General features: G+C 33.2%; 23 protein-coding genes. 13 read left to right on the forward strand and 10 right to left on the reverse strand.

What is annotated here, in order from left to right:
• The first annotated feature begins 44 nt into the window (after positions 1-44).
• A complete protein-coding gene (locus ACQH1W_RS04030; RefSeq protein ID WP_375333136.1) occupies positions 45-932 on the forward strand; it encodes a HEPN domain-containing protein in 888 nt (295 codons plus the stop codon).
• Positions 933-1,011: 79 nt separating this feature from the next.
• On the opposite strand, the gene ACQH1W_RS04035 is transcribed toward ACQH1W_RS04030, so the two are convergent.
• The gene (locus ACQH1W_RS04035) at positions 1,012-1,191 is read right to left on the reverse strand and encodes a type II toxin-antitoxin system RelE family toxin (protein ID WP_425361199.1); all 180 of its coding nucleotides are present in this window, start codon (positions 1,189-1,191) and stop codon (positions 1,012-1,014) included.
• Positions 1,192-1,625: 434 nt separating this feature from the next.
• On the opposite strand from ACQH1W_RS04035, the gene ACQH1W_RS04040 reads away from it, so the two are divergent.
• Positions 1,626-3,860, forward strand: coding sequence for a tetratricopeptide repeat protein (locus ACQH1W_RS04040; RefSeq protein ID WP_341763229.1), 2,235 nt, complete (start codon positions 1,626-1,628; stop codon positions 3,858-3,860).
• A 163-nt stretch (positions 3,861-4,023) separates the two neighbouring features.
• Here the strand turns inward: ACQH1W_RS04040 and ACQH1W_RS04045 are convergent, their stop codons facing one another.
• On the reverse strand, positions 4,024-4,233 hold the full coding sequence (locus ACQH1W_RS04045) for a hypothetical protein (protein WP_341763228.1): 210 nt from the start codon (positions 4,231-4,233) through the stop codon (positions 4,024-4,026).
• 473 nt (positions 4,234-4,706) lie between these two features.
• Between ACQH1W_RS04045 and ACQH1W_RS04050 the strand changes: the two genes are divergently transcribed.
• The gene (locus ACQH1W_RS04050; RefSeq protein WP_341763227.1) at positions 4,707-6,149 is read left to right on the forward strand and encodes a recombinase family protein; all 1,443 of its coding nucleotides are present in this window, start codon (positions 4,707-4,709) and stop codon (positions 6,147-6,149) included.
• 240 nt (positions 6,150-6,389) lie between these two features.
• On the opposite strand, the gene ACQH1W_RS04055 is transcribed toward ACQH1W_RS04050, so the two are convergent.
• The 4 genes from ACQH1W_RS04055 to ACQH1W_RS04070 form a co-directional block, all read right to left on the reverse strand.
• Positions 6,390-8,201 carry an AAA family ATPase gene (locus tag ACQH1W_RS04055; protein WP_375333138.1) on the reverse strand — a complete coding sequence of 604 codons (1,812 nt, stop codon included), beginning with the start codon at positions 8,199-8,201 and terminating at the stop codon, positions 6,390-6,392.
• A gap of 33 nt (positions 8,202-8,234) precedes the next feature.
• Positions 8,235-8,468 (reverse strand): hypothetical protein, encoded by a 234-nt coding sequence (locus ACQH1W_RS04060; protein WP_341763225.1) that lies wholly within the window; start codon positions 8,466-8,468, stop codon positions 8,235-8,237.
• Positions 8,468-9,631: a tetratricopeptide repeat protein gene (locus tag ACQH1W_RS04065; protein WP_375333140.1), complete on the reverse strand. Its 1,164-nt coding sequence runs from the start codon at positions 9,629-9,631 to the stop codon at positions 8,468-8,470. Before ACQH1W_RS04065 ends, ACQH1W_RS04060 begins: the two co-directional genes overlap by 1 nt.
• Positions 9,632-9,953: 322 nt before the next feature.
• Positions 9,954-10,957 (reverse strand): IS630 family transposase gene (locus ACQH1W_RS04070; protein WP_375332614.1). Its coding sequence is split into 2 segments (ribosomal slippage): positions 9,954-10,475 and positions 10,478-10,957, totalling 1,002 coding nucleotides; the frame shifts between segments, so codons are not numbered across the junction.
• Positions 10,958-11,657: 700 nt separating this feature from the next.
• Between ACQH1W_RS04070 and ACQH1W_RS04075 the strand changes: the two genes are divergently transcribed.
• The 8 genes from ACQH1W_RS04075 (at position 11,658) to ACQH1W_RS04110 (ending at position 16,545) form a co-directional block, all read left to right on the forward strand.
• Positions 11,658-11,855, forward strand: a complete 198-nt coding sequence (locus ACQH1W_RS04075) for a hypothetical protein (RefSeq protein ID WP_425360938.1) — start codon at positions 11,658-11,660, stop codon at positions 11,853-11,855.
• Positions 11,834-12,139 (forward strand): hypothetical protein, encoded by a 306-nt coding sequence (locus ACQH1W_RS04080; RefSeq protein WP_425360939.1) that lies wholly within the window; start codon positions 11,834-11,836, stop codon positions 12,137-12,139. The genes ACQH1W_RS04075 and ACQH1W_RS04080 overlap by 22 nt, the downstream gene beginning before the upstream one ends.
• A 393-nt stretch (positions 12,140-12,532) precedes the next feature.
• Entirely contained in the window at positions 12,533-12,976 is a 444-nt protein-coding gene (locus ACQH1W_RS04085) for a hypothetical protein (protein ID WP_375333146.1), read from the forward strand.
• Between the two features lie 20 nt (positions 12,977-12,996).
• Entirely contained in the window at positions 12,997-13,278 is a 282-nt protein-coding gene (locus ACQH1W_RS04090) for a hypothetical protein (protein WP_375333145.1), read from the forward strand.
• Positions 13,259-13,570 (forward strand): hypothetical protein, encoded by a 312-nt coding sequence (locus tag ACQH1W_RS04095; protein WP_375333144.1) that lies wholly within the window; start codon positions 13,259-13,261, stop codon positions 13,568-13,570. Before ACQH1W_RS04090 ends, ACQH1W_RS04095 begins: the two co-directional genes overlap by 20 nt.
• Positions 13,571-13,884: 314 nt before the next feature.
• The gene (locus ACQH1W_RS04100; protein ID WP_375332823.1) at positions 13,885-14,112 is read left to right on the forward strand and encodes a type II toxin-antitoxin system Phd/YefM family antitoxin; all 228 of its coding nucleotides are present in this window, start codon (positions 13,885-13,887) and stop codon (positions 14,110-14,112) included.
• Between the two features lie 87 nt (positions 14,113-14,199).
• Positions 14,200-14,664: a hypothetical protein gene (locus ACQH1W_RS04105; RefSeq protein WP_425360940.1), complete on the forward strand. Its 465-nt coding sequence runs from the start codon at positions 14,200-14,202 to the stop codon at positions 14,662-14,664.
• A gap of 33 nt (positions 14,665-14,697) precedes the next feature.
• Positions 14,698-16,545 (forward strand): phage terminase large subunit family protein, encoded by a 1,848-nt coding sequence (locus tag ACQH1W_RS04110; RefSeq protein WP_425360941.1) that lies wholly within the window; start codon positions 14,698-14,700, stop codon positions 16,543-16,545.
• A 17-nt stretch (positions 16,546-16,562) separates the two neighbouring features.
• On the opposite strand, the gene ACQH1W_RS04115 is transcribed toward ACQH1W_RS04110, so the two are convergent.
• Positions 16,563-17,054 carry a hypothetical protein gene (locus tag ACQH1W_RS04115; protein WP_341763221.1) on the reverse strand — a complete coding sequence of 164 codons (492 nt, stop codon included), beginning with the start codon at positions 17,052-17,054 and terminating at the stop codon, positions 16,563-16,565.
• A gap of 351 nt (positions 17,055-17,405) precedes the next feature.
• On the opposite strand from ACQH1W_RS04115, the gene ACQH1W_RS04120 reads away from it, so the two are divergent.
• Positions 17,406-17,594, forward strand: coding sequence for a hypothetical protein (locus ACQH1W_RS04120; RefSeq protein ID WP_341763222.1), 189 nt, complete (start codon positions 17,406-17,408; stop codon positions 17,592-17,594).
• Between the two features lie 128 nt (positions 17,595-17,722).
• Here the strand turns inward: ACQH1W_RS04120 and ACQH1W_RS04125 are convergent, their stop codons facing one another.
• Both ACQH1W_RS04125 and ACQH1W_RS04130 read right to left on the reverse strand, forming a co-directional pair.
• On the reverse strand, positions 17,723-17,989 hold the full coding sequence (locus tag ACQH1W_RS04125) for a transposase (protein ID WP_375333143.1): 267 nt from the start codon (positions 17,987-17,989) through the stop codon (positions 17,723-17,725).
• Entirely contained in the window at positions 17,977-18,666 is a 690-nt protein-coding gene (locus tag ACQH1W_RS04130; RefSeq protein WP_375332551.1) for an IS110 family transposase, read from the reverse strand. Before ACQH1W_RS04130 ends, ACQH1W_RS04125 begins: the two co-directional genes overlap by 13 nt.
• Positions 18,667-19,050: 384 nt before the next feature.
• On the opposite strand from ACQH1W_RS04130, the gene dcm reads away from it, so the two are divergent.
• A complete protein-coding gene (gene dcm, locus ACQH1W_RS04135; RefSeq protein ID WP_375333142.1) occupies positions 19,051-20,268 on the forward strand; it encodes a DNA (cytosine-5-)-methyltransferase in 1,218 nt (405 codons plus the stop codon).
• On the opposite strand, the gene ACQH1W_RS04140 is transcribed toward dcm, so the two are convergent.
• A complete protein-coding gene (locus tag ACQH1W_RS04140; protein WP_425360942.1) occupies positions 20,249-20,962 on the reverse strand; it encodes an Eco47II family restriction endonuclease in 714 nt (237 codons plus the stop codon). The two genes, dcm and ACQH1W_RS04140, sit on opposite strands and share 20 nt — an antisense overlap.
• Between the last annotated feature and the right edge of the window lie 110 nt (positions 20,963-21,072).

Consider the following 21,072-nt stretch of genomic DNA (forward strand, 5'->3'; position numbering starts at 1 on the left):
CCGATTGTAGTAATCTACATTATAGATAGCTGCATTACAAATATATGAAAACTGTTTTACCTGAACGATCCCTGATAATTCAAGAAAGACTTGATAATATCGTCAAAGAAATTCTCGCTGTATCAAAGCATAAGATTGCGATGATTATTTTATTTGGCTCTTACGCTAGAGGCGATTGGGTACAAGATGAGTATAAAAAAGGTCATATTACCTATAGCTATCAAAGTGATCTCGATATTATGTTAGTCATGAAGAAAGGCAAACATGCCGGTCTTGCCGGGTTAGCAATAGAAGATAAAATAGAAAAAAGGTTGGAAAAAAAATCATTAAGAAGTCCTTTTGAGTTATGGGTAACTTTGGTGCTAGAATCAATCAAGACGGTAAATAGTCAGTTAGAGAAGGGGCATTATTTCTTTTCCGATATAAAAAAAGAAGGAATTCTCTTATATGATAGCGGTGAATTTCAGCTGGCGGAAGCTAAAAACTTACCCTGGGGAGAAAGAAGACAAATAGCTAAAGAGGATTATGAGTATTGGTTTGAAAGAGGTGTAGAGTGTATAGATGCAAGTAATATATTTTTACAAAGAAATAGCTTTAATAAGTGTGCTTTTGAGTTACACCAAGCTACTGAGTGTTTTTATAATGCTATCCTGTTAGTCTTTTCTGGCTATAAACCTAAACTACACGATATAAGAAAATTAGGTAGTATAGCCGGAAATTACAATGAAGAATTATGGCAGATATTTCCTCATTCTAGCGTTGAGCAAAGGCAATGTTTTAGATTACTTGAACAGGCTTATGTTGAGGCTCGCTATAACAAAGATTATAGAATAACTAAAGAACAGCTACTTTACCTTATTGATAGAGTTAAAAAATTAAAAACAGTGACGGAAAAAATTTGCTTGGAAAGGATTAATAAAGAGATAATTTAAGCCCCTTAAATAGACAAAGTAAGTCTATAAACACAATGACCTGTAAGTTTGAGGATATTGGGGTATAGTAGTTTTGTTGTTATGAATTATTATAACAATCTTTGCGGTGTTGAATTACTAGTATATTAATTGCTGTATCTACTATTTGATAAATCGCTCTATAATCACCAATTCTGAGGGAGCGGCAACCTTTGAAGCTATGTTTTAAAGGTTTACCAAATTTTATCGGATCAGATAATAGCTTTTTTTCAATGGTTATCTTTTAACTCCGATATTAATAAGTTTTACTGAGTGGATGTTTAATTTATCTGAGAGAAACGGTTATGATAAAACAGTTATCGCGGTAGCTAATAAGCTAGCAAGGGTGGTATTTGCAGTACTCAGTTCAGGTAATGATTATACCGAGAGTAAAGTTTGTAGTTAAAAAACTGCTCCAAATAATTGATGAAATGACATTATAGGTAATAAAAGTTTAACAAATTCCAATCCGGAATATGCGAAAAATGATAATATTGATGGTAAATAAGACGAACCTTAGCTTACGAAAAAACTGAATGTAGCAATGGCTCTTTAGAAGTCGATGGTATGATAAGTATAAGTTTGTAAGCCAGCGAATTTCATCAGGGCTATAGGGTAAATTGCTTGATTTCTTGTCTATAAGCCGGATAATTTATTTTTCAACAATCTCATTATATGAAAAAATTTTTAACATTATTCATATTACTAATTATTTATAGTAATACTTTTGCTCAAGAACAAGTATTTAATTTAATCACCCCTATTAGTTATTTTGTCAATCATGAGCAACAACTTAAAATCCTTGATGAATATTTAAGTAAATATAGACAAGCAAGTATAGTTGGTACTAGTGGTATAGGTAAAACTCAACTGATTAGGATGTATGGTTATGGGAATAAAAATAATTACGATATAATTTGGTTTTTTGATTGTAACTTAGACCTTAATGAACAATTTGTAAAATTAGCCAAGCAACTTAATATGGTTAAACAAACTAATATATCTGAAAAAGTTGCTTTGGCAAAAAAAGCAGTAATATCATATTTAACCCCTACTAATAAATGGTTATTAGTGTTTGATAATTTAAAAGTTAATGAAAATAAGCAAGTGCAAGATTTAGTTGAATGGGAACATAATGGTCATGTCGTGTTTTGTTCGCAAGATAATGAAAAGTTACCTAATATTATAGCAACGCCCATACTTGATGAGTCTACTACTATAGCTTTAGCTAATAACTTATTGGATAATAAAGATAAAAACAGTATCGAATTTTTAACGCAATCTTTTAGTGGTTATCCAATATTGATAGTGCAAGGAACTCAATTACTTAACAAAATTAAAGGTTTAGATAAAGAGGAATATAAAAAGAAAATCTATCAATCAACTGATAAAATAACAACAAATATTAAAATGGCTATTCAAGAATTAAAACCTAGTGCAGTAAGTTTACTTAATAAAATAGCTTTACTCAATAATCAAAGTTTCTCAAAACAGCTGCTTACCATCATTACTGATAATACAAATACTTTAGATGATGATATATATCAATTATCTAAATTTATGCTAATCAGTAATATTGATCCTAACAAGGATAATCCTATTTTTGAAATGCATGATATAATCAGCAATAAAATAATGGAATTAAATGGTGATAATAATAAAATATATTTAGAAAATATTATTAACAAATTACCTAAATTTAAAGGTCCTTATTCAGGATATTTGTGGAAAAGCACCAAAACTATACCAGAAAACTTAGAAATCCTTCTAAATAATTCTGAAAAATATAATATTAATCTATCCGCAATACTTATCTTAAGGGTGGAGTTATTTGCTCTACACGCAAACACCTACCCCAACAAAGTCAAACAAATGTTTGATTGGTTTTATCAAAAAGAGAAAAATAAGGAATTTAAATTATGGCAAGTGCCTGAATCTCAAAAATGTTATTATGCTAGGTACTTAGGAATAGTGGGAGCGTATTATAAAACAATATTAATGGATTTTAACACAGCAATTTCTTATTTTACCAAAGCATTAAATATTCTAGATAAGCTTGATAATGAAGCTGATTATTACGCTATTAAATTAAATCTTCTCTCTAATCTAGCTATGACTTATATATTCTTAGGTGAAATAAAAATAACTGAAGAACTTTTAAAAAAGATAGAAAAGCTAGTAAAATCAAGAGTAATACAAGAAGATGAAATATATACACTATATATTATAAAAGCTTCATTCTTTGAGATGCAAGGTCACTATCAAGAAGCTTTAGAGTGTGTAGATAAAGTTATTGAAATATTTATAAAAAATGGTCATAATATTAATGACTCATACGCTTTTACAATTTATATGTATAGAGCATATATGTTAAATTTTTTGGGTAGATATCAAGAAGCTTATACTCAGGTTCAATCATTATATAACTCAATACACAATGAGTATGAAGATGGAGATATTTATGCAATAATGGCAAGAAGTGCATTAGGTTTAGGTAAAGTAGATCAAGCTTATGAATATATTAGTAATGCTATCCTCCTGTTCTTAGCAGAAGACAAGAAAAATGCAGAGAACACAAATTATTCTAAAAATCGTTATTTAGCAGATGCTTATGTAGTACAAGGTGATATTTTATTTGCTCAAGATAAACTGAATCAAGCTATAGAATCTTATAAAAAAGCTTTTGTTATATATCATTATTTATATGGAGATAGAAGTCAAAATGTTGCCCAAATGAGTTATTTGTATAATCATGGAGCAAAAACTGCCTGTAAAAGCAAAGATTTATATAATTACAAATTTTTTGGCAAGCCACAAATTAAGGAATTTGGCATACACCACCTTAATACAGTTGATATGTTTGAATATTGCAAACAATATAACATGGATTTGTGGGTCAAGAACAATTAAGCATTAAGGTTCTTCTAGGAAACAAATCAATCAATCTGCTAAATTTTCACATTTTTAGCAAAGTATATCCTAGATTTTTTGCTTGTTTTTCTAAATTAAAGATTTAACTGGTGTAGAAAGCTTAGGGATATCTTTGTATATAACTTGATCTGAATAGAGAAGATTATACATTATTTCCAAGTGTCCGTATGACTAATCCATTCCTTAGTATTACCATCCTTTCATCTGCTAATTTAGCTAATATTTTGTCCTCTTGAAGTTCTAGACTAGTTATAATAAGACCTTTTGCTACTTTAGATAGGGATTCATACATTATTTTTAACGTTCTATAACTTGCCTCAAATACAAAATCTCTTTTACCTAATATGAACATATATGTTAAGTGCTATAATAATCGTTTAGCTGCCATAAGATTTATTTGTTATGACTCAATTGTATCATATCTGATACAGAATATCAATAAGGAGATCGATGTAAACAGTGGTATTCGGTTAAGTTTTTAACTTATCTATTTTAAAGCAAACTCATAATAAATCAAAAAGACCCATATTTAGACTTAGAGCGTAATAATTCAAAAAACTTCCTATACCATAATGATACTAAAAAGCCGTGTAATAGCCTTAAAATAATAAATAGGGGTATCTATGATAAACCACTTGATAAAGTTACTCCTGCTACGAGTTAAAACAATTATTTTTACAATAACCAAAAATTATTAATGCTAAAAAAATGTGACACTTGGCTCTAATACTGAGGTTACTTGGATAATTTAATGCAAACTCAACTTGACTCGTCCAGTATTTAATCTATCTCTGAATGCATAATACTTTTATCAAAGGGAAAAATATGACAGACAAAGCAACAAAATCAATAATTTTAGTTCGTGTTTCAACAAGGGAGCAAGAAGAAGGGTATTCAATTGAAGCTCAAAAATATAGATTAGTAGAATATTGCCAACGTAAAAATCTTGAAGTTATCGAAACTTTTGAAATTATCGAATCTTCAAGTAGAGGTGATCGCAAACAATTTAAAGAGATGATCAAGTTTGCTAAAAGCCATAGAGAAACAATTGCTATAGTTGCTGATAAAGTAGATCGTGTTCAAAGAAGAATCTCAGAAATTTCATTACTAGAAGAACCAATAAAAGCTGGTAAAATAGAATTACACTTTAGAACAGAAGGTTATGTAATAAACAAAGATTCTCAATCCCATGCAAGGCTAATGTGGGGGATGAACGTATTAATGGCACAATCTTACGTTGATAGTTTAAGTGATAACGTTAAAAGGAGTCTAGATCATAAATTACGTAAAGGACAATGGATAGATCCAGCACCCCTTGGGTATCTAAATAGCAGAGACGCAAGTGGCAATAGTATAATAATTCTTGATCAGTCTAGAGCTTTTATTATCAAAAAACTATTTGAAGAATATGCGAGCGGGGTCTATACTCTTAGGTCTATGGTAAACATGGCTAAAGAATTAGGCTTAAGAAGTAAAAAGAATTGTCACCTAAATAAAACTGTTATACATCGTTTAATACAACAACCATTTTATTACGGTGAGATGAGAGTAAAAGGAGAGATGTGGTCACATGGTTATCAACCTATTATAACAAGAGAGATTTTTATGGCATGTAAAGATGTACGTTTAGGCTGGAAGAAGAAGCCATTCAAATATGGTGGGAAAGATTTTCTCTTTAGAGGATTAATCACCTGTGCAGTAACTGGCAAAATGGTAACATCTGAAATTCATAGTAAAACATATCCAAACGGTAAAGTGGATGAATGGACATATTTAGCTACTTGGGATCCACAGAACTTAGACAAGAAAATATATATAAGGGAAGATGAGGTTTTAAAGCAAATAGAAGAGGTTTTTAAAAGAATAGGTATAAGAGACCCGGAAATGCTAAAAGAGACCCTTGCATACCTAAGAAACACTAATGAGCTAAAAAAAACTGAGCATGACCAAGCAACCTCTATGTTAAAGAAAGAACATACCGAAAATGAGAATAGATTAAATTCATTAATAGATTTGCGACTCAATGGAGAACTTAGTACAGAAGAATTTCAAAGAAAAAAACAACAATTAAAAGATCGTCAATATGAAATTGATCGTTTACTAAAAACTTATGATGAAGCAGACGATAAATTTACTGATACCGCTACAACGCTAATAACTCTAGCATCTGAGGCCTATGAAACTTTTAAAGGTTCTGAAAGCCCTCAAAAACGCAAAATGATAAATTTCGTATTTCAGAACCTTAAACGTCAGGGGCAAAAAACTTGAGACCTCTCTACGTTTCCCGTTCGATATTTTTGAAAAAACGACAACTTGTACTACAGTGGCGGGGAGCATGGTATACGTTGAGAACTTTTTACCAGTTTAGGTTAGAATTTTTGCAAATCCCTTTAAAGCCTAATCATAACAAAGCTCTAGCCTTAACAGGACTTTTATAGTTAGCCCCAAATAACCTAAAGAGTAAATTTTAGTCATAGGGGTAAAGAATTTATGTATGCAATATTTTTCTTAATCAATTTGGTATTTTAGCACTACTTTTTTGCCACAAAAGGCTATAGAGATTTTTACAATCTTCTTGACATGTTTGTGTCCTTTTACTTTAGCATCATATTGTTTATCTATAATTTGCTTTAAGCCTGTTTTTGCAATGGATTCTAAATTTTCAGCAGGTTTAGCTATTTTATATTCAATAATTAGTGCGTTATCTCTAAGTCCAGCTATAGGGATTAATATATGATCACATCTACCATATCCAGTTTCCTTATTTGATTCTATCATATATTGACTGACTAGGGGAGCAAGCAACCCTCCTATTAAATTATGGTAGTCCTTTTCCTCCGTTAAATCATGATAACTAGTTGATCTTAACAAATACTCTTGTAATCTTTCTCCAAACTCACTGATTTGCTCAGTAATCAATAAACCAATAAAATTATCATATTCATTCATTTTTATGGTTAATTTTTTAGTGAGCCATTTTATTACCCTTTCTACATAGATGTTGCGTACTTCCTTATTAGGAATGGTTAAACAATATCTAGGGTCTTCTTTATTGTCATTAGCAAGAGTTGCGTTCAGATAACCAGTGAATAATAATAAGCTGTAAAATATATTTTGATTATCTTCAATTTCTTCTAAAGAAATTTGCTTATACAACTTCCTTACTATACCTTCTCCCTCTAACAGCTTGGTTAGATCTTCTTGTATTTCATCTGATACAAAAACTTTATCGATAATGCTAGTCCCACCACTATCTAGCCAATAGTGATCAAGCTCGCCCTCCCGTGCAAGACATTGCATAATTGACCATGGATTGTAGATGATCTCTCCACCAAAGGTGTAACCATTATACCAATTTTGAATTTCCTCAGGATTTGTTTTGGTTGGGACAACGGTTAATAGCTCATCAACTTCTGCTTGAGTGAAACCATAAAACTTAGCAAATTTTTTATCAAGTAAGGTATATTCAGTAACATTATTTAAATCAGAAAATAAATTAGCTTTAGCAATACGCAAGATGCCAGTTATTACTCCTTTCTCTAAGTAGGGATTCGTTTTCAAACTGCTACCAAGTATTCCTCTAAATAGCTTAAGAATTTGGTCAAACTCTTTTGTTTTATGTCCAAGTTCTAAATATGCATTATTAATTGGTGTATCATATTCATCTATTAATATGTATACTTTTTGATTAAAATGTTTAAACAATAGTTCGCTTAAGAAGCCTAAACTATCTTTAAGATCGTCTTTATTAAATTCTCCTGTAAAATATCGTTTTAGTTGTTCCTTTTGTACATCATCCAGTAAATTCTTATTTTTTGCTATATAATGTTTTAAATAACGATGTTTTACAAATAACTTAATAACTTGATTTCTTATCCCGTTCTCAATGTCTTGGTAACTGCTGCCCTTAACATCCTTGAAACTTATAGAAATAACCGGATATTGACCTTGGCGTTTCATGCTACTTGCTATGTCTGCAATTTTTAAGGACTTTAACTCTTTAGTTTCATCAAAACCTAAATCTACTGTACCTCCAAGGAATAATTTGTTATTTATCTTTTGTTCTAGTGGTAAAGGCTTGCCGTCCTGATCCACTTCTATTTCAAAAAACTTCTTGAGCATATCCATATTAAGGCTTTTACCCCAACGTCTTGGTCGAGCGATTAGGATAACCTTACCGCTATCTTCTAATAATTCTTTGATCATTAGACTTTTATCAACGAATATATCGCTATTAATGAGCAGATCATAGAAGTCATCACTACCCACTAACATCTTTGGTTGATAATTAATATTATTTTTACTCTTTTTTTCTGTCATTGTTTTTACGATTTTCTACTAACTATAATACCATTATACACCTGTTTTATTATCCACTAATAGATTATTAGTAAAATTTTTGCTAATAATACTATTTTTTATCAATATTGAAATCAAACCTTCTTGATCTCTTGGTACTTCTACTGTCAACTTACGATTATCATCATCAATTACTGTCTTCTCATAGCTACCATTACGAATTAAAAAACCCAACGGACTTGGTAAAACGTATATTTGCAACAAAACTGCTTTGCAATCTTTTAGCATTACAAATCACATTCTGAACCTGAGTCACCAAGTAATTTGCTGGTAAATGCTGCATCTACTAGGTCATAATTGTAAAAATCATGCTCATCTGCTCTAGTGATAAAATCCTGCCCCTGAGCAACAACATTAGCCATAATATTACCAATTTTTTTGTAGGCTGCAGCCTTAAAATTGTCATCCTTACTTATGCTAGATGCGTTGAAATAATATTTTTTAGCTTGCTCAAATAACCCTACAGATTCAAAATACTCAGCCTGCTTTAGCATTATATCAGGATTCTCTGCATCTTGTTTTAGCCATGCTTTAAAACATTCTTTTATCCTAACCGCATTATTAATTACTTTATAGCAGTCAATCGCTTTAGCATATTCACCTTTGTTAAAAAATAGCTGACCAAGTTTCTCATATATTTTTGGTAGATGACTATTCGCCTCTATAGCTTTTACATAGTAAGCCAATGCCTCATTTTCACCATTCTGTTCAGCGATACTAGCTAAGCAACTATAGGCTATAGCCTTAAGATTCTTGCAGGCAGGAGAGTCCGGATAATCCTCTAGATACTTTATAGCTTTATGATAATAAACTTGGTCAAGTTTGTCTTCATCAATAGGCAAACTACTAACTTGGTACTCAAGATTTTCTATTACTTTAGCATGGCAAGCCGTTATTAACTCTGCTGCAATCTTGGCATGATCAGGTAACTCAACTCCACAGACGCTGGCAAAGAATTTCACATATTCATATTGCTGCTGTAAGCAATAACCATAGCCTTGTATCTGATGCTGAAGCTGAACATTACCCGATTCAGCATATTCAGCAAAAATCTCCAATGCTTGCTGCAAGATCATTATGGCATTTGGTATGCTTACTATTTTATCACTAAGTACTTTTTGCAACTTTGATAATAAGTCCAGTTCTAGAAAATATTCATCTTTATCATGCTTTGGCAGGAGGTTGTTGTAACGAATTGATGATGGTATCCAATCTTTGACAAGATGATAGTTCTCAGAAAATGCATTGAGTGAATTAGCATCTGAGCATTTAGTTGCATTACCAATAGCCTTAACTATCACCTCTAATAGTTGATTAAAATTATTACTGGCAGTGTTTAACAGATGAGATGAACACTCCATAGCTTTCTTAGAAATAGCTATATTGACCATATCACCTTTAGCGTCAGAATATTTGGATGATGTGTCTATTGCCGCAAGTAAGTCAGGTACAGCTAACTCACCTTCGTCAGTTGGTTTATAGAATAGATGTATTGAGCCATTATCTTTGAGCTTATTAATCAGTGCTTTACACTTTTCTTTTGCTCCTGGAATACCGTTTAATATTTGATTATCTCTTAATATTGCATCTATAGACTCTTTGATATTCTGAATATTTTTATTTGGTGATACATGGGTAACTACTAAAGATATGCTATCCTCTATAGATTCAATATCCTTAAAACTTTTAATAAAATTATACTAATTCCCTAATTTAATTTAGCAAATAATTCATACAACAAATCGATTTAATTAGTGAGGCACTTAAATTTTTAAGGCAGGAACATACTACTATTTCTAGTTGTTCGATTGTGTCATATACTCTATTCTTTATAGTATTAGACTTTAAATATTGCCACAATTTTTCTGTCGGATTCAATTCAGGAGAATATGGGGGTAAATAAAGAATTTCTATATTTGTTGCAATAATTAGCTCTTTAGCTTTGTGCCATCCAGCACAATCCATAACAATAATCGCTTTTTGTTCTCCTATCTGTTTAGACATCTCTGCCAAAAATATATTTAAACAAACGGTATTGACATTTGGCATCATTAAAGTAAAATCATCACCTGTGATTGGGTTAACCGCACTATAAACATAGAAATTTTGAAAGCCCATTTTGGCTTTAACTTGAGTTCTGCTACCTTTACGAAACCAACCATAACCTAATTTAGAATGAGTCCCAAAACGTGATTCATCAAAGAAATACAAGTAACTGCTAGGGTTATTTGTTATTGTTTCTTGAAGTTTTTTTTAAACCCTTCATGAGTTTCTTTATTCTGTTTGTAATGCACTGGTCTTGGGGTAATGTATGCAAATTTAAGTTTCTGTAATACTCTATGTACAACCGATTTACTAGCATCAATCTCCAAATTTTCTTTAAGTTTTATGATGATATTTTTTATTGTCATGTTACAATCGTCTTGTAACCATTTATTTATTGCTTCACAACAATTTTTTGTTAATTTACTTTTTCGTCCTCTACCTTGTTTATATTCAAGGCTTTTATCATTACCTTGAGCAAAGCTTTTTACCCAGTTCCTAAGCGTATTGGTTGTTATATTAAATACCTTACATACTACACCAACACCATTTTCTTTAGCAGCAATTATAGCCATAAGTCTAATAGCAACTCTATTATCTCGGTTCATGCTTGCAAGTTGCTCAATAGCACGTTGGTATAACTCTTCTGTTATTAATCTTTGATGACATCCCATTATATTCCTTTCCTTAATTTATTCATAAACTTGGAATATTATAACATAATCTCATCTTTTTTCTACTATTTATACTAATTTAAATTAGGGAATTAGTATTACAAGGTTTTCAGGGGATATTAAAAGTGCAGTAAAGAAGCAGTAAAAACGCACTGCTCTTTTGGAATATTTTGCAAAACTTTTTAAAAGACTGGCTTGTATAGAATTTTAAAACGCAACAAAGATGCAGAAATTTAAAGTGCAGCAAAAAAGTACTGCTTTTTTGGACTACCTGCAAACCCTTATATTACAAGGCTTTCAGGGGACATTAAAAGTGCAGTAAAGAAGCAGTAAAAACGCACTGCTCTTTTGGAAAATACTACAAACCCTTATACTATAAGGCTTTCAGGGGATAGCAAAAATGCATTTAAAAACGCAGCAAAGATGCAGTAAAAAAGCACTGCTTTTTTGGATTGCCCGCAAACCCTTTTAGAAACTGGGATACAAGGCAGGTCAAAAAAGCAGTACGCTTTTAAATAAAAATGCGTTTTTGGACTACCCGCAAGACCTTATACTACAAGGCTTTCAAGGTAGGTCAAAAAAGCAGGATTTTACATATATATAAATATATATAGCAGACTTATAAAAAGTCTGCCGTAGATATATATTTTTGCTTCTGCTGGCAAAGTGAATCTGCAATAATTTTTACAAGGTAACAAACATGAAACATCATAAAACTGAAAGAACAGAATTAAACAAATTCGACAAAAGACCAATAGCTAGGTTTTATCGCTGTTGGCTGGAGGATGAGGCAAATGGAGTAGCAGAAGGTAAGAGGCATGGGATCAACCATGAGCAGTTTAGGGTAGCTGATCGCCTAGCTTGTAAAGAACAACCATGTTTGGTGGTAGCGGTATAATCCAAATTGAGGCAAACAAAGACTTTAGCAAAATGCTGGGGTTGGAGAGGCAAGTACAGGCGGCTCGCATTCATCAACGAATATTTGCTAAGCTTGGCAGGAAGTCACAGGAGATAGTTGAGCATTTTTGCTTACTGGAGCTGCCGTTGCGGCAATTTGAACTAAAGCAAATACCACAGTGGTCTAAAGGTACGGGCAGCACTAGATTACGTGAGGCACTAGATGATTTGATTGAGGTTTATCGGCAAGAGGGGCTAAAGAATTCTAGCAAAAGTGTAACTTAAAGTAACATTTTTTGCCTTGAAAGCAGTATAACTCTAAGGGTGAGTAGTAACTTGCAGTAACTTTTAGTTTTAGGCTATTGCAAGCTGGTAAACCTTAGGGTATAATGAAAGGTAATAATGGGATAGTAGGTTTGGTAGCTTGGCGTAAGGGGAAAGAGGAATAAATGGCAGTAACAAGAGAAGAAGAGACAAAGAAGATGGCAAGAATTTTGGTAAAATGTAACTTAAAGTAACATTTTTTGCCTTTAAAGCACCATAATTCTAAGGGTGAGTAGTAATTTATAGTAACTTTTAATTAAAAACTATTGCAAGCTGGCAAACCTTAGGGTATAATAAAAGGCAATAATGGGATAGTAAGCTTGGTAGCTTGGCGTAAGGGAAAAAGAGGAATAAATGGCAATAACGAGAGAAGAAAAAACCAATAGCAAACTGCAGCAATTGTTAGCACCAGTAGCGATTAATGCAGATAAACTTGATGTAGAGGCGGTGGATGTATCAGGTTTTGAAAGTGGTATTTTTACGGTAATGGTAGGAGCGGCTAACGTGAATCCGAACGATGACAGGCATGTACAAATCAGGTTGCAACATTCAAACGACAATGTTAACTTTACTGATTGCCTTGATACAGAGATTATAGGAGCTGTGCTTGGGGAAAATACTGGCACTTTTGCTTACCTTAAAACTAGACCTGATGATACTACTGCTTTTATGGCAGGTTATATTGGTGATAAGAGGTTTGTAAGACCAGCAATTAAAGTAACAGGTGACCTTGGAGAGGGGGTTTTAATAGGTGTTGCTGCAATATTGCACGGTTCTAAATATCGTCCAGTAGCTTAAAAATTAGAGAGGTTGCAGTTATGAGTTTTACTATTGATGTGAAAAGTGATATAAACAAGATAGCCCGTTATATGGATAATATCGAGAAGAAACAGCTACCATTTGCAGTTAACTTGACTTTGAACAAAATAGCATTGCTTGTGCAAGAGCAAATCTGCAAAAGAGTACCAATCATATTCAATAACAGCAAAAAATGGTGGGACAAACACCAAAGAACTGGTATCAAGGTGGCATTTGCTAGTAAATATGCCTTAATATCTGCTGTGTACACTAAGGCTCATTTTGCCTACATTCAGAATTAAAGTGTCATATCGTGGCAGTATGATTGCTGTACCAACCAGTAATGTACCAAAAAAGCAAAGAAGTTCAAAAACTTTGAGAGATCAACAGGGGAATAGAAGTATATTTAAACTTGGCAAATCTATTTATCGTAGGGTTAGTAGTCAAAGACTGGAAAGGCTATATAGCCTAACCCATGAAGCTAAAGTTAGTCCAAGGTTTGGGTTTAAGGCTACAGCAGTTAATACTTTTAATAGCCGCTTTGATAAGGTGTTTACGACTTCTTTTAACTTTGCCTTAGACACAGCAAAATAAAGGAGACAGAAGCAATTTAACAAATAGTATGGAAAAAACGAAACGAAACAAGGTACTTTCTAAGCTTGTCGAACTTGGGTGACTGACCACCCCGCCCCTTGCCTAGCGATAAAAATTTTTGGTATATTTCGTTTCTTTTAATTTAACAAAAGTTCTGTAACCCTCTAAATATAAGACTCTTACATTTAATGAGCTGTAGTAAAAAACGAAATTAAGTATAAACTTGTAAGCCATATATCTATTTTTAAACATTGTCTATACATATAATAAAATTTAGTTTAATCTTAATTTTTAAGAAGCATTAGAGAAAAGAAATGCAAATAGCAAGTATACATGAAGCGAAAATTCATTTTTCTGACTTAATTAAAAAAGTTCAAGAAGGAGAAGAAGTAATTATTTGCAAAGCAGGCAGACCAACAGTTAAAATAATAAAATATAATGCTTTATCAATTCCACGTAAAGCCGGAGCATGGAAAGGAAAAATAAAAATTGCTAAAGATTTTGATCAATTGCCACAAAACTTATTTAACTATAATTACTAGAGATAATAAAATAACTCAATATTCAGTTCCTATTATTATTGCATAAGTATAATTTTAAGAATTGTTTTTTAAAATAAACCAAGTTTAATGAATAACCATAAAGTATCAGACATTGCCAAAGCTTTGCAATTAAGTGAACGTAGAGTGCAACAATTGGTTAAGGAAGCTATACTGCCTGCTCCAGTAGCTGGTAAGTATGATTTAGCTGACTGCATAAAGTCTTATGCACGATATCTTGAATCAAGACCAGTTGGCAAAAATACCTCTGATAATTTAAACGCCCAAAAACTACGCTTACTCAAGGCTCAAGCTGATAAAGCAGAATTAGAAGTACAAATACTGGAAGGCAAATACTTAGCTAGCAGTGAGGTGGAGCTTCATTGGTCTAATTTGATCATTGACTTTAGAGCTAGGATGCTAAGTCTTCCAAACAATATAGCTAGGCAAATAATAGTACTTGATAATGATTTTATAGCCATTGTGCATTGCTTAGAGGCGGAGATACATAAGGCACTTTTGGAACTTAGCAATTATGGGACTGTTGTAAACTGATTCAAAAAATTTTCATCTTGCAACAATCCCATTATGCCAACAAGCCAAATAATTTGGAGTCAGATTACCAAGAAAATAGCCAAACTAGTAGCACCACCACCAAAGTTAAGCGTAAGCCAGTTGGCTGATAATTACCGTAAGCTGTCAAGTGAGTCTTCGGCTGAGCCGGGCAGCTGGCATACTAGTAAGACTCCGTATCAGCGTGAAATCATGGATGCAGTAAATGATCCTAAAATAGAGATGATCGTAGTAATGTCATCAGCACAAGTTGGTAAAACCGAAGTGATCAATAATATTGTTGGCTATCATATTCATCAAGACCCAGCACCAATGCTGATAGTGCAACCTACTGAAAAGCTAGCAGAAAGCTGGTCAACGGATCGTTTAACTCCTATGCTGCGTGATAGTGAGGTGTTTAAGAACTTAGTCAAAGACCCAAAAAGTAGAGATTCCGGCAATAAGATCTTATACAAGCGTTTTCCGGGTGGACACATTACCATGGCTGGTAGTAACTCACCTTCTTCACTGGCAAGCAGGCCAGTCAGGATTGTGCTATGTGATGAGGTAGATCGTTATCCTGCTAGTAGTGGTTCAGAAGGAGATCCAGTTAATTTAGCCAAGAAAAGAGCCACAACTTTTTGGAATAGAAAAATTATTTTAACTTCAACTCCAACTATCAAATATTTTAGCAGAATAGAACTGGCTTATCTGCAAAGTGATCAAAGACGTTATTATGTTCCATGTAAATTATGCGGTGAGTACCAAACCTTAAAATGGTCTCAAATACGATGGCCTAAAGACAAACCTGAAGAAGCACATTATATTTGTGAGGTAAATGGCTGCATTCTGCACGATAATGATAAAATGTCGATGCTACAGCGTGGTAAGTGGATATCTGAAGCTAAAGGAGAAAGTAACAACATTGCTGGTTTTCATATAAGCGAGATCTATTCGCCTTGGGTTACTTGGGCTAGAATGACGGCAGAATTCCTGAAAGCGAAAATGATGCCTGAAACCTTAAAGACTTGGGTTAATACCAGTCTTGGTGAAACTTGGGAGGAAGGAGGAGATAAGGTAGATGAAACTTCACTATTGTCGAGAAAAGAAAATTGGGGCAATGTTGTACCTAACGGGGTTGTTATTATTACTGCTGGTGTAGACGTACAAAATGATCGACTTGAAGTGGAAATAGTTGGTTGGGGTGTAAAAGAAGAAAGCTGGTCGCTTGATTATAGAGTAATCTATGGTGATCCTGCTAGGAGTGAGATATGGGATGATCTTGATAATATCCTAGAGCAGAACATTAAACACCAAAGCGGCATTAACCTTAGGATTGCCTCAGTTTGTGTTGATTCAGGCGGTCATCACACCCAAGCAGTTTATGCTTACTGTAAGAAAAGACAGTTACGTAGGATATTTGCCATAAAGGGTTCATCAATAGCAGGTAAAGTCTTGGTTAGTAGACCATCAATTGCCAATAGAATGCGAGTTAAGTTGTTTTCCATTGGCACTGATACAGCCAAAGAAATGATCTACAGCCGATTAAAGATTACTGAACTAGGACCGGGATATTGTCATTTCCCAATAAATTATGACGCTGAATATTTTAAACAGCTAACGGCAGAGAAAGTCGTTACTTATTATAATAAAGGCTTTCCAACTCGCAAATGGGAGAAGCCAGCTGGTAAACGTAATGAGGCACTTGATTGTAGGGTTTATGCCTTAGCAGCTTTGTACATACTAAACCCAAATTTAGAACTTTTAGCAAATAAAATGCTTGAGCAAACAGCAAAAGTAGAAGTTAAAGAAACTGAGAAAAAGCTGAGTTTAAACTTTATCAAGCCAATCAGAAAAACAACTAGCTTTGTCAAAAATTGGTAAATTTAAATCCTGAAATATTATGCATTGCCGCCTTTATGTAATTCTTCATCATCGAAATCTATTGTTGCTTTAGCAGCATGCATTATAACGTTAAAATATGAGAAGCAGAATTTTAATAAATAATGCTCAGTTATTATGTTAGTTGCTAAAAAATTATCAAATTTATCTTTTTCAGTATTGGCAGTATGCAATATATTTTCTTGAATATAAAGCCTATTAATCAGCTTAGCTTCTAATAAAGTAGTAATTACCACCCAAGTTACGAAATAACAAATATTACCAAATATACTGTCATCGATGATTAGATTGATAGGACTATTATAATTATTTTGTTTGCTTACTGTATAAATTAATTCGCGAAGTATACTGTCATCGTATTTATTTGGTGCGTCGATAATTTTTATTATTGTAAAATTATTTTCCTTACAAAAATTGATCAAAGATTGCCTTATGAGTTCAAAACGGGCATGTGATGAATATAATAAGATAATGGCTTGTTGGTTGTTCATATGCGATCCCTTCTCTAATGTTTTAATAATTAAGAGTTTTGATCGCCAAAGATAAAATGATAAAAGAAAATTTTATAGGTTATATATATCTTGGCGATCGGGGGTTCGAAAAACCGCATAACACAGCTACAATAGCCTTTAGGCTTGAGATTTACACCCCAAGCCTTGAACATAGCTATCATCACCCCGATCATGTAATCGAGGAACATCATTTTTACGGTTGATGTTTTACCGGTTATGCTGGAGGTTTCGATACCCCAAAGTAACTTTGCAGTTACTTCATTTTTAATTTTAAACTACAGTTAGCAAAAGTCAATAATAAGTTTTTTCAATTACTAATTATATCTTACGGTGATTTCTGAACCAACATCATTTACTGCAGGTGAAACTGTCGAATGGCAACGATATTTAAACAAATATCCTGCTAATGAAGGCTGGAATTTATCTTATAGCTTTCGTAATTATACCACTAGTTTTGACGTTGCTGCTATTGCTGTAAATTGTAATCAGGTTTTGCCCCCTTTAGAGCAAAGATTGTAACGAAAATTGATCCCTTTAAAAAAGTAATAATATCTCCAAAAAAGTGGCGTGGCGATCCAAATAAACAGCAATTATCTTTTTAAAAAAATTAAATATTTTTTATCTGTATTTTATATAAATAAAAAATATTATTGATTAACAACAAATACACGTTTTTGTTGAATAAGCTTATGGCAAACTTCCAGTAATTTACGCATACAAGCTACTGTCGCAACTTTTTTAGGTTTAAAATTATTAATAAGTCTGTCATATAAAGCTTTTAAATATTGAAAGCCATTTTTACCTGTTAGTACTGCCATATATAGTGCATCTCGTGGTATCTTTCTGCCTCCTCTAATGAATCTTCGACCTTGTTTATTACCACTATCTCGAGCATATGGCGCTATTCCAACCATACTGATAATTCGTTGCCGCTATAATTTTTATTTCCCAACTCAGGTAAAAAACTAATTAATTTACTAGCTAGACATTTGCCAATGCCAGGTACAGTTTCTAATATTTTTGTTTTTTCTTGTAGTTCTTCTGATCCATCTATTATCTCATTTAATTTATCATCAATTTTAGATATTTCCTTTTGTAAGCATCCTATCAATGTTTCTATGCTTTCTTTGTCAATACCATCGACACTATTATGCAACCTCTTTTTTTCATTACTAAGCATCAATACTAAATCTTCCCGTCTTTGCTGATATCTCTTCAAATTTTCTGATTCAATTTGATGTATATAATTTGCTGTAAGTTGCATCTTATCACCGTAATACGCTAATTTAAAAGCATCTTGCTTGTCCGTTTTACAAAAATTTACTGACTTACTAAATGAATTAAAACTATAGGTATTTACCTTATGAATCCGTTGCTCATTACTATATAATTTTTGGCAAATTTCATCCTCGTAGCCTCCTGTGGGTTCGCACACTATTAGCTCAATTTTTTGATATTTTGTTAATTTTATAAGCTCTTCATGACCTAAATTATCATTTGCAAAACGATGATATTCCGGTTTACTGTTTGAAATATATATACATACATCAAGCCATTTTTTACTTACATCTAGACCTATTATTTTTTTCATAGTATAATCTCCTTCATCTTATTGTGCAAGGCTACTGTACTGCAGTACCTTCTGCAATTTGTTCAAAGCAAACTTAACGATAGAGGGTACTTATTCTGTTCACGACTATTTCAGTCTAGCTTGCTTCAAGTCACCCTCTTACAACTACTTATAACATGTTTTTAAGATATAAGCTTGCTGTTTTATTTTTTGCCACTGCAACTTTTGGATTGCCACGTCGCCGCTTTGCGGCTCCTCGCTAATAGACATTTATGCATTTTAAAAAACAAACCTTTCTATCATTAGTTGGGAATTTTAAATTACCTTGGGGAATTGCTGCATATTTCTCCTTGAAATCATTTTACGCAAATGTTATAGTAACCATTGCATAAGCAAATGGTTATTATGACAGAGAAATGTTTATCAATAGCAGATGCTAGTACTCTATTAGGGGTTTCACTCGATACAATAAGGCGTTGGGAAAAAAAGGGATTGGTCAAAGGTCATCGTAGCACTCTTGGACAACGCATATTCCAAATAGATGAACTAAAAAGACTTCAGTCTAAGCTAGCAAAATGCTCGAGTGATAGTGGTTATAAAGTCCTTTCAACAAATTATAAGAGTGAGTATAGCGTCGTAGAACTATTTGCAGGAGCTGGCGGATTAGCCCTTGGTATGCATAATGCTGGACTTGAAACTAAAATGCTTGTTGAAATTGATAAACTAGCAACTCAAACGTTAAGAACAAATAGACCAAATTGGAATGTCATAGAAAATGACATTACTAAAGTTGATTTTACAGGGGTTAAAGCCGATATTGTTGCTGGTGGGTTTCCATGCCAAGCATTTAGTTATGCTGGTAAAAGAATGGGTTTTGACGATATTAGAGGGACATTATTTTTTGAATATGCAAGAGCTGTCAAAGAAATAAATCCAAAAGTGATTTTAGCAGAGAATGTCAGGGGACTTGAGAAGCATGACGAAGGGCGTACACTGGCTACAATGATCCAAATACTGGATGATTTTGGTTATAATATGTTTTATCGTGTTTTGAGATCTCAGTATCTAGACGTAGCTCAAAAAAGAGAGCGACTTGTGATTATAGGTATTCACAAAGACTACAAAGCCACGGTCTTATTCCCAACAGAACAAGATTATACTGTGTCTTTGAGAGAGGTCTTGAAAGATGTTCCAAGCTCGCTTGGGCAACAATATACGGAAAGCAAAAGAAGATTGATGGAATTAATACCAGAAGGAGGTTATTGGAGAGATTTACCAGATGAACTCCAAAGATCTTTCATGGGTGCGAGCTACTTTTTAGGTGGTGGGAAAACTGGAATGGCTAGGCGTTTGGCTTGGGATGAACCTTCTTTGACGCTGACATGTAACCCAGCACAAAAACAGACCGAGAGATGCCACCCATCAGAAACTAGACCTTTGACTATTAGAGAATACGCTCGTATACAGTCATTTCCTGATGATTGGGCATTCAGCGGTTCTATTGCGGCACAATATAGACAAATTGGCAATGCTGTGCCAGTGAATTTAGGATACCACATAGGAAAAGCTCTGATTAGAATATTGGATAGTTGCCATGATACAACTATTTTTCTTGCGGCATAAAGGCCTTGTTAAAATATCCTCTAATGAATTTATCATCAACTTTGTAATGTGGCTTAAGCTTTGCGACTATGGACATTATAGCATCAAAGGTTTGCGACATGGCATCTTCTACGCCGCTTGCAAGAGCATAAAAGCTATAGCCATCTATCTCTCTTATTAGATGGTTTGGGCTGCAAGACGACGTCGTTTTGGAAATGGACGGGGTAAATTCTTTGTCATATCTTTCTGCTGTTTTAGGAATGACTGCAACGTAATAAGCTGTATAGCCTTTATATTTATGACCCTTTGGCATCACAAGACCCTCTAAAGCAGTGTAAGTGTTGTACCTGTCTGAGCCTTTGATAGTGTTGTGCTTATTTTTAATTTCTGCAATGATTTGTCGATCTTCGTTTATTAGGTCAATTTGCTGGTTTGCCCTAAGGTTTGTCCAGCCATTTATGGCACCGATCACGCTTTGGTGAAAGTGCCCTATATGATTTGAGAGAGTTTTTTGAGCTTGTCTAACTTTTTCCATTGCTAGCCAACCTTCTGCATCGGTTTCAAGGCTACTCATTTCAAATAAGCTTGAAAATGGGTCAATGACATTTCTATCTAGCTTTTTTTCGGACATAGCTATAGCGTTAGCGGCTTTATTAAATACTTCTTTTACTATAGCTTCAAGTATATCATCCTTAATAAAACTCAAATAAGACATTTTTTTCTCCAATTTTGCTCACAGCAATTATCTTTTATCTAAATTTTAGATGAAAATAAATTATTGTCAATAAACGTTGAAAAATGACCCGTTTAGCGAGCAATATTGTA

Origin of the sequence: Candidatus Tisiphia endosymbiont of Stenodema calcarata, assembly GCF_964030695.1 — a bacterium.
GTDB lineage: Bacteria > Pseudomonadota > Alphaproteobacteria > Rickettsiales > Rickettsiaceae > Tisiphia.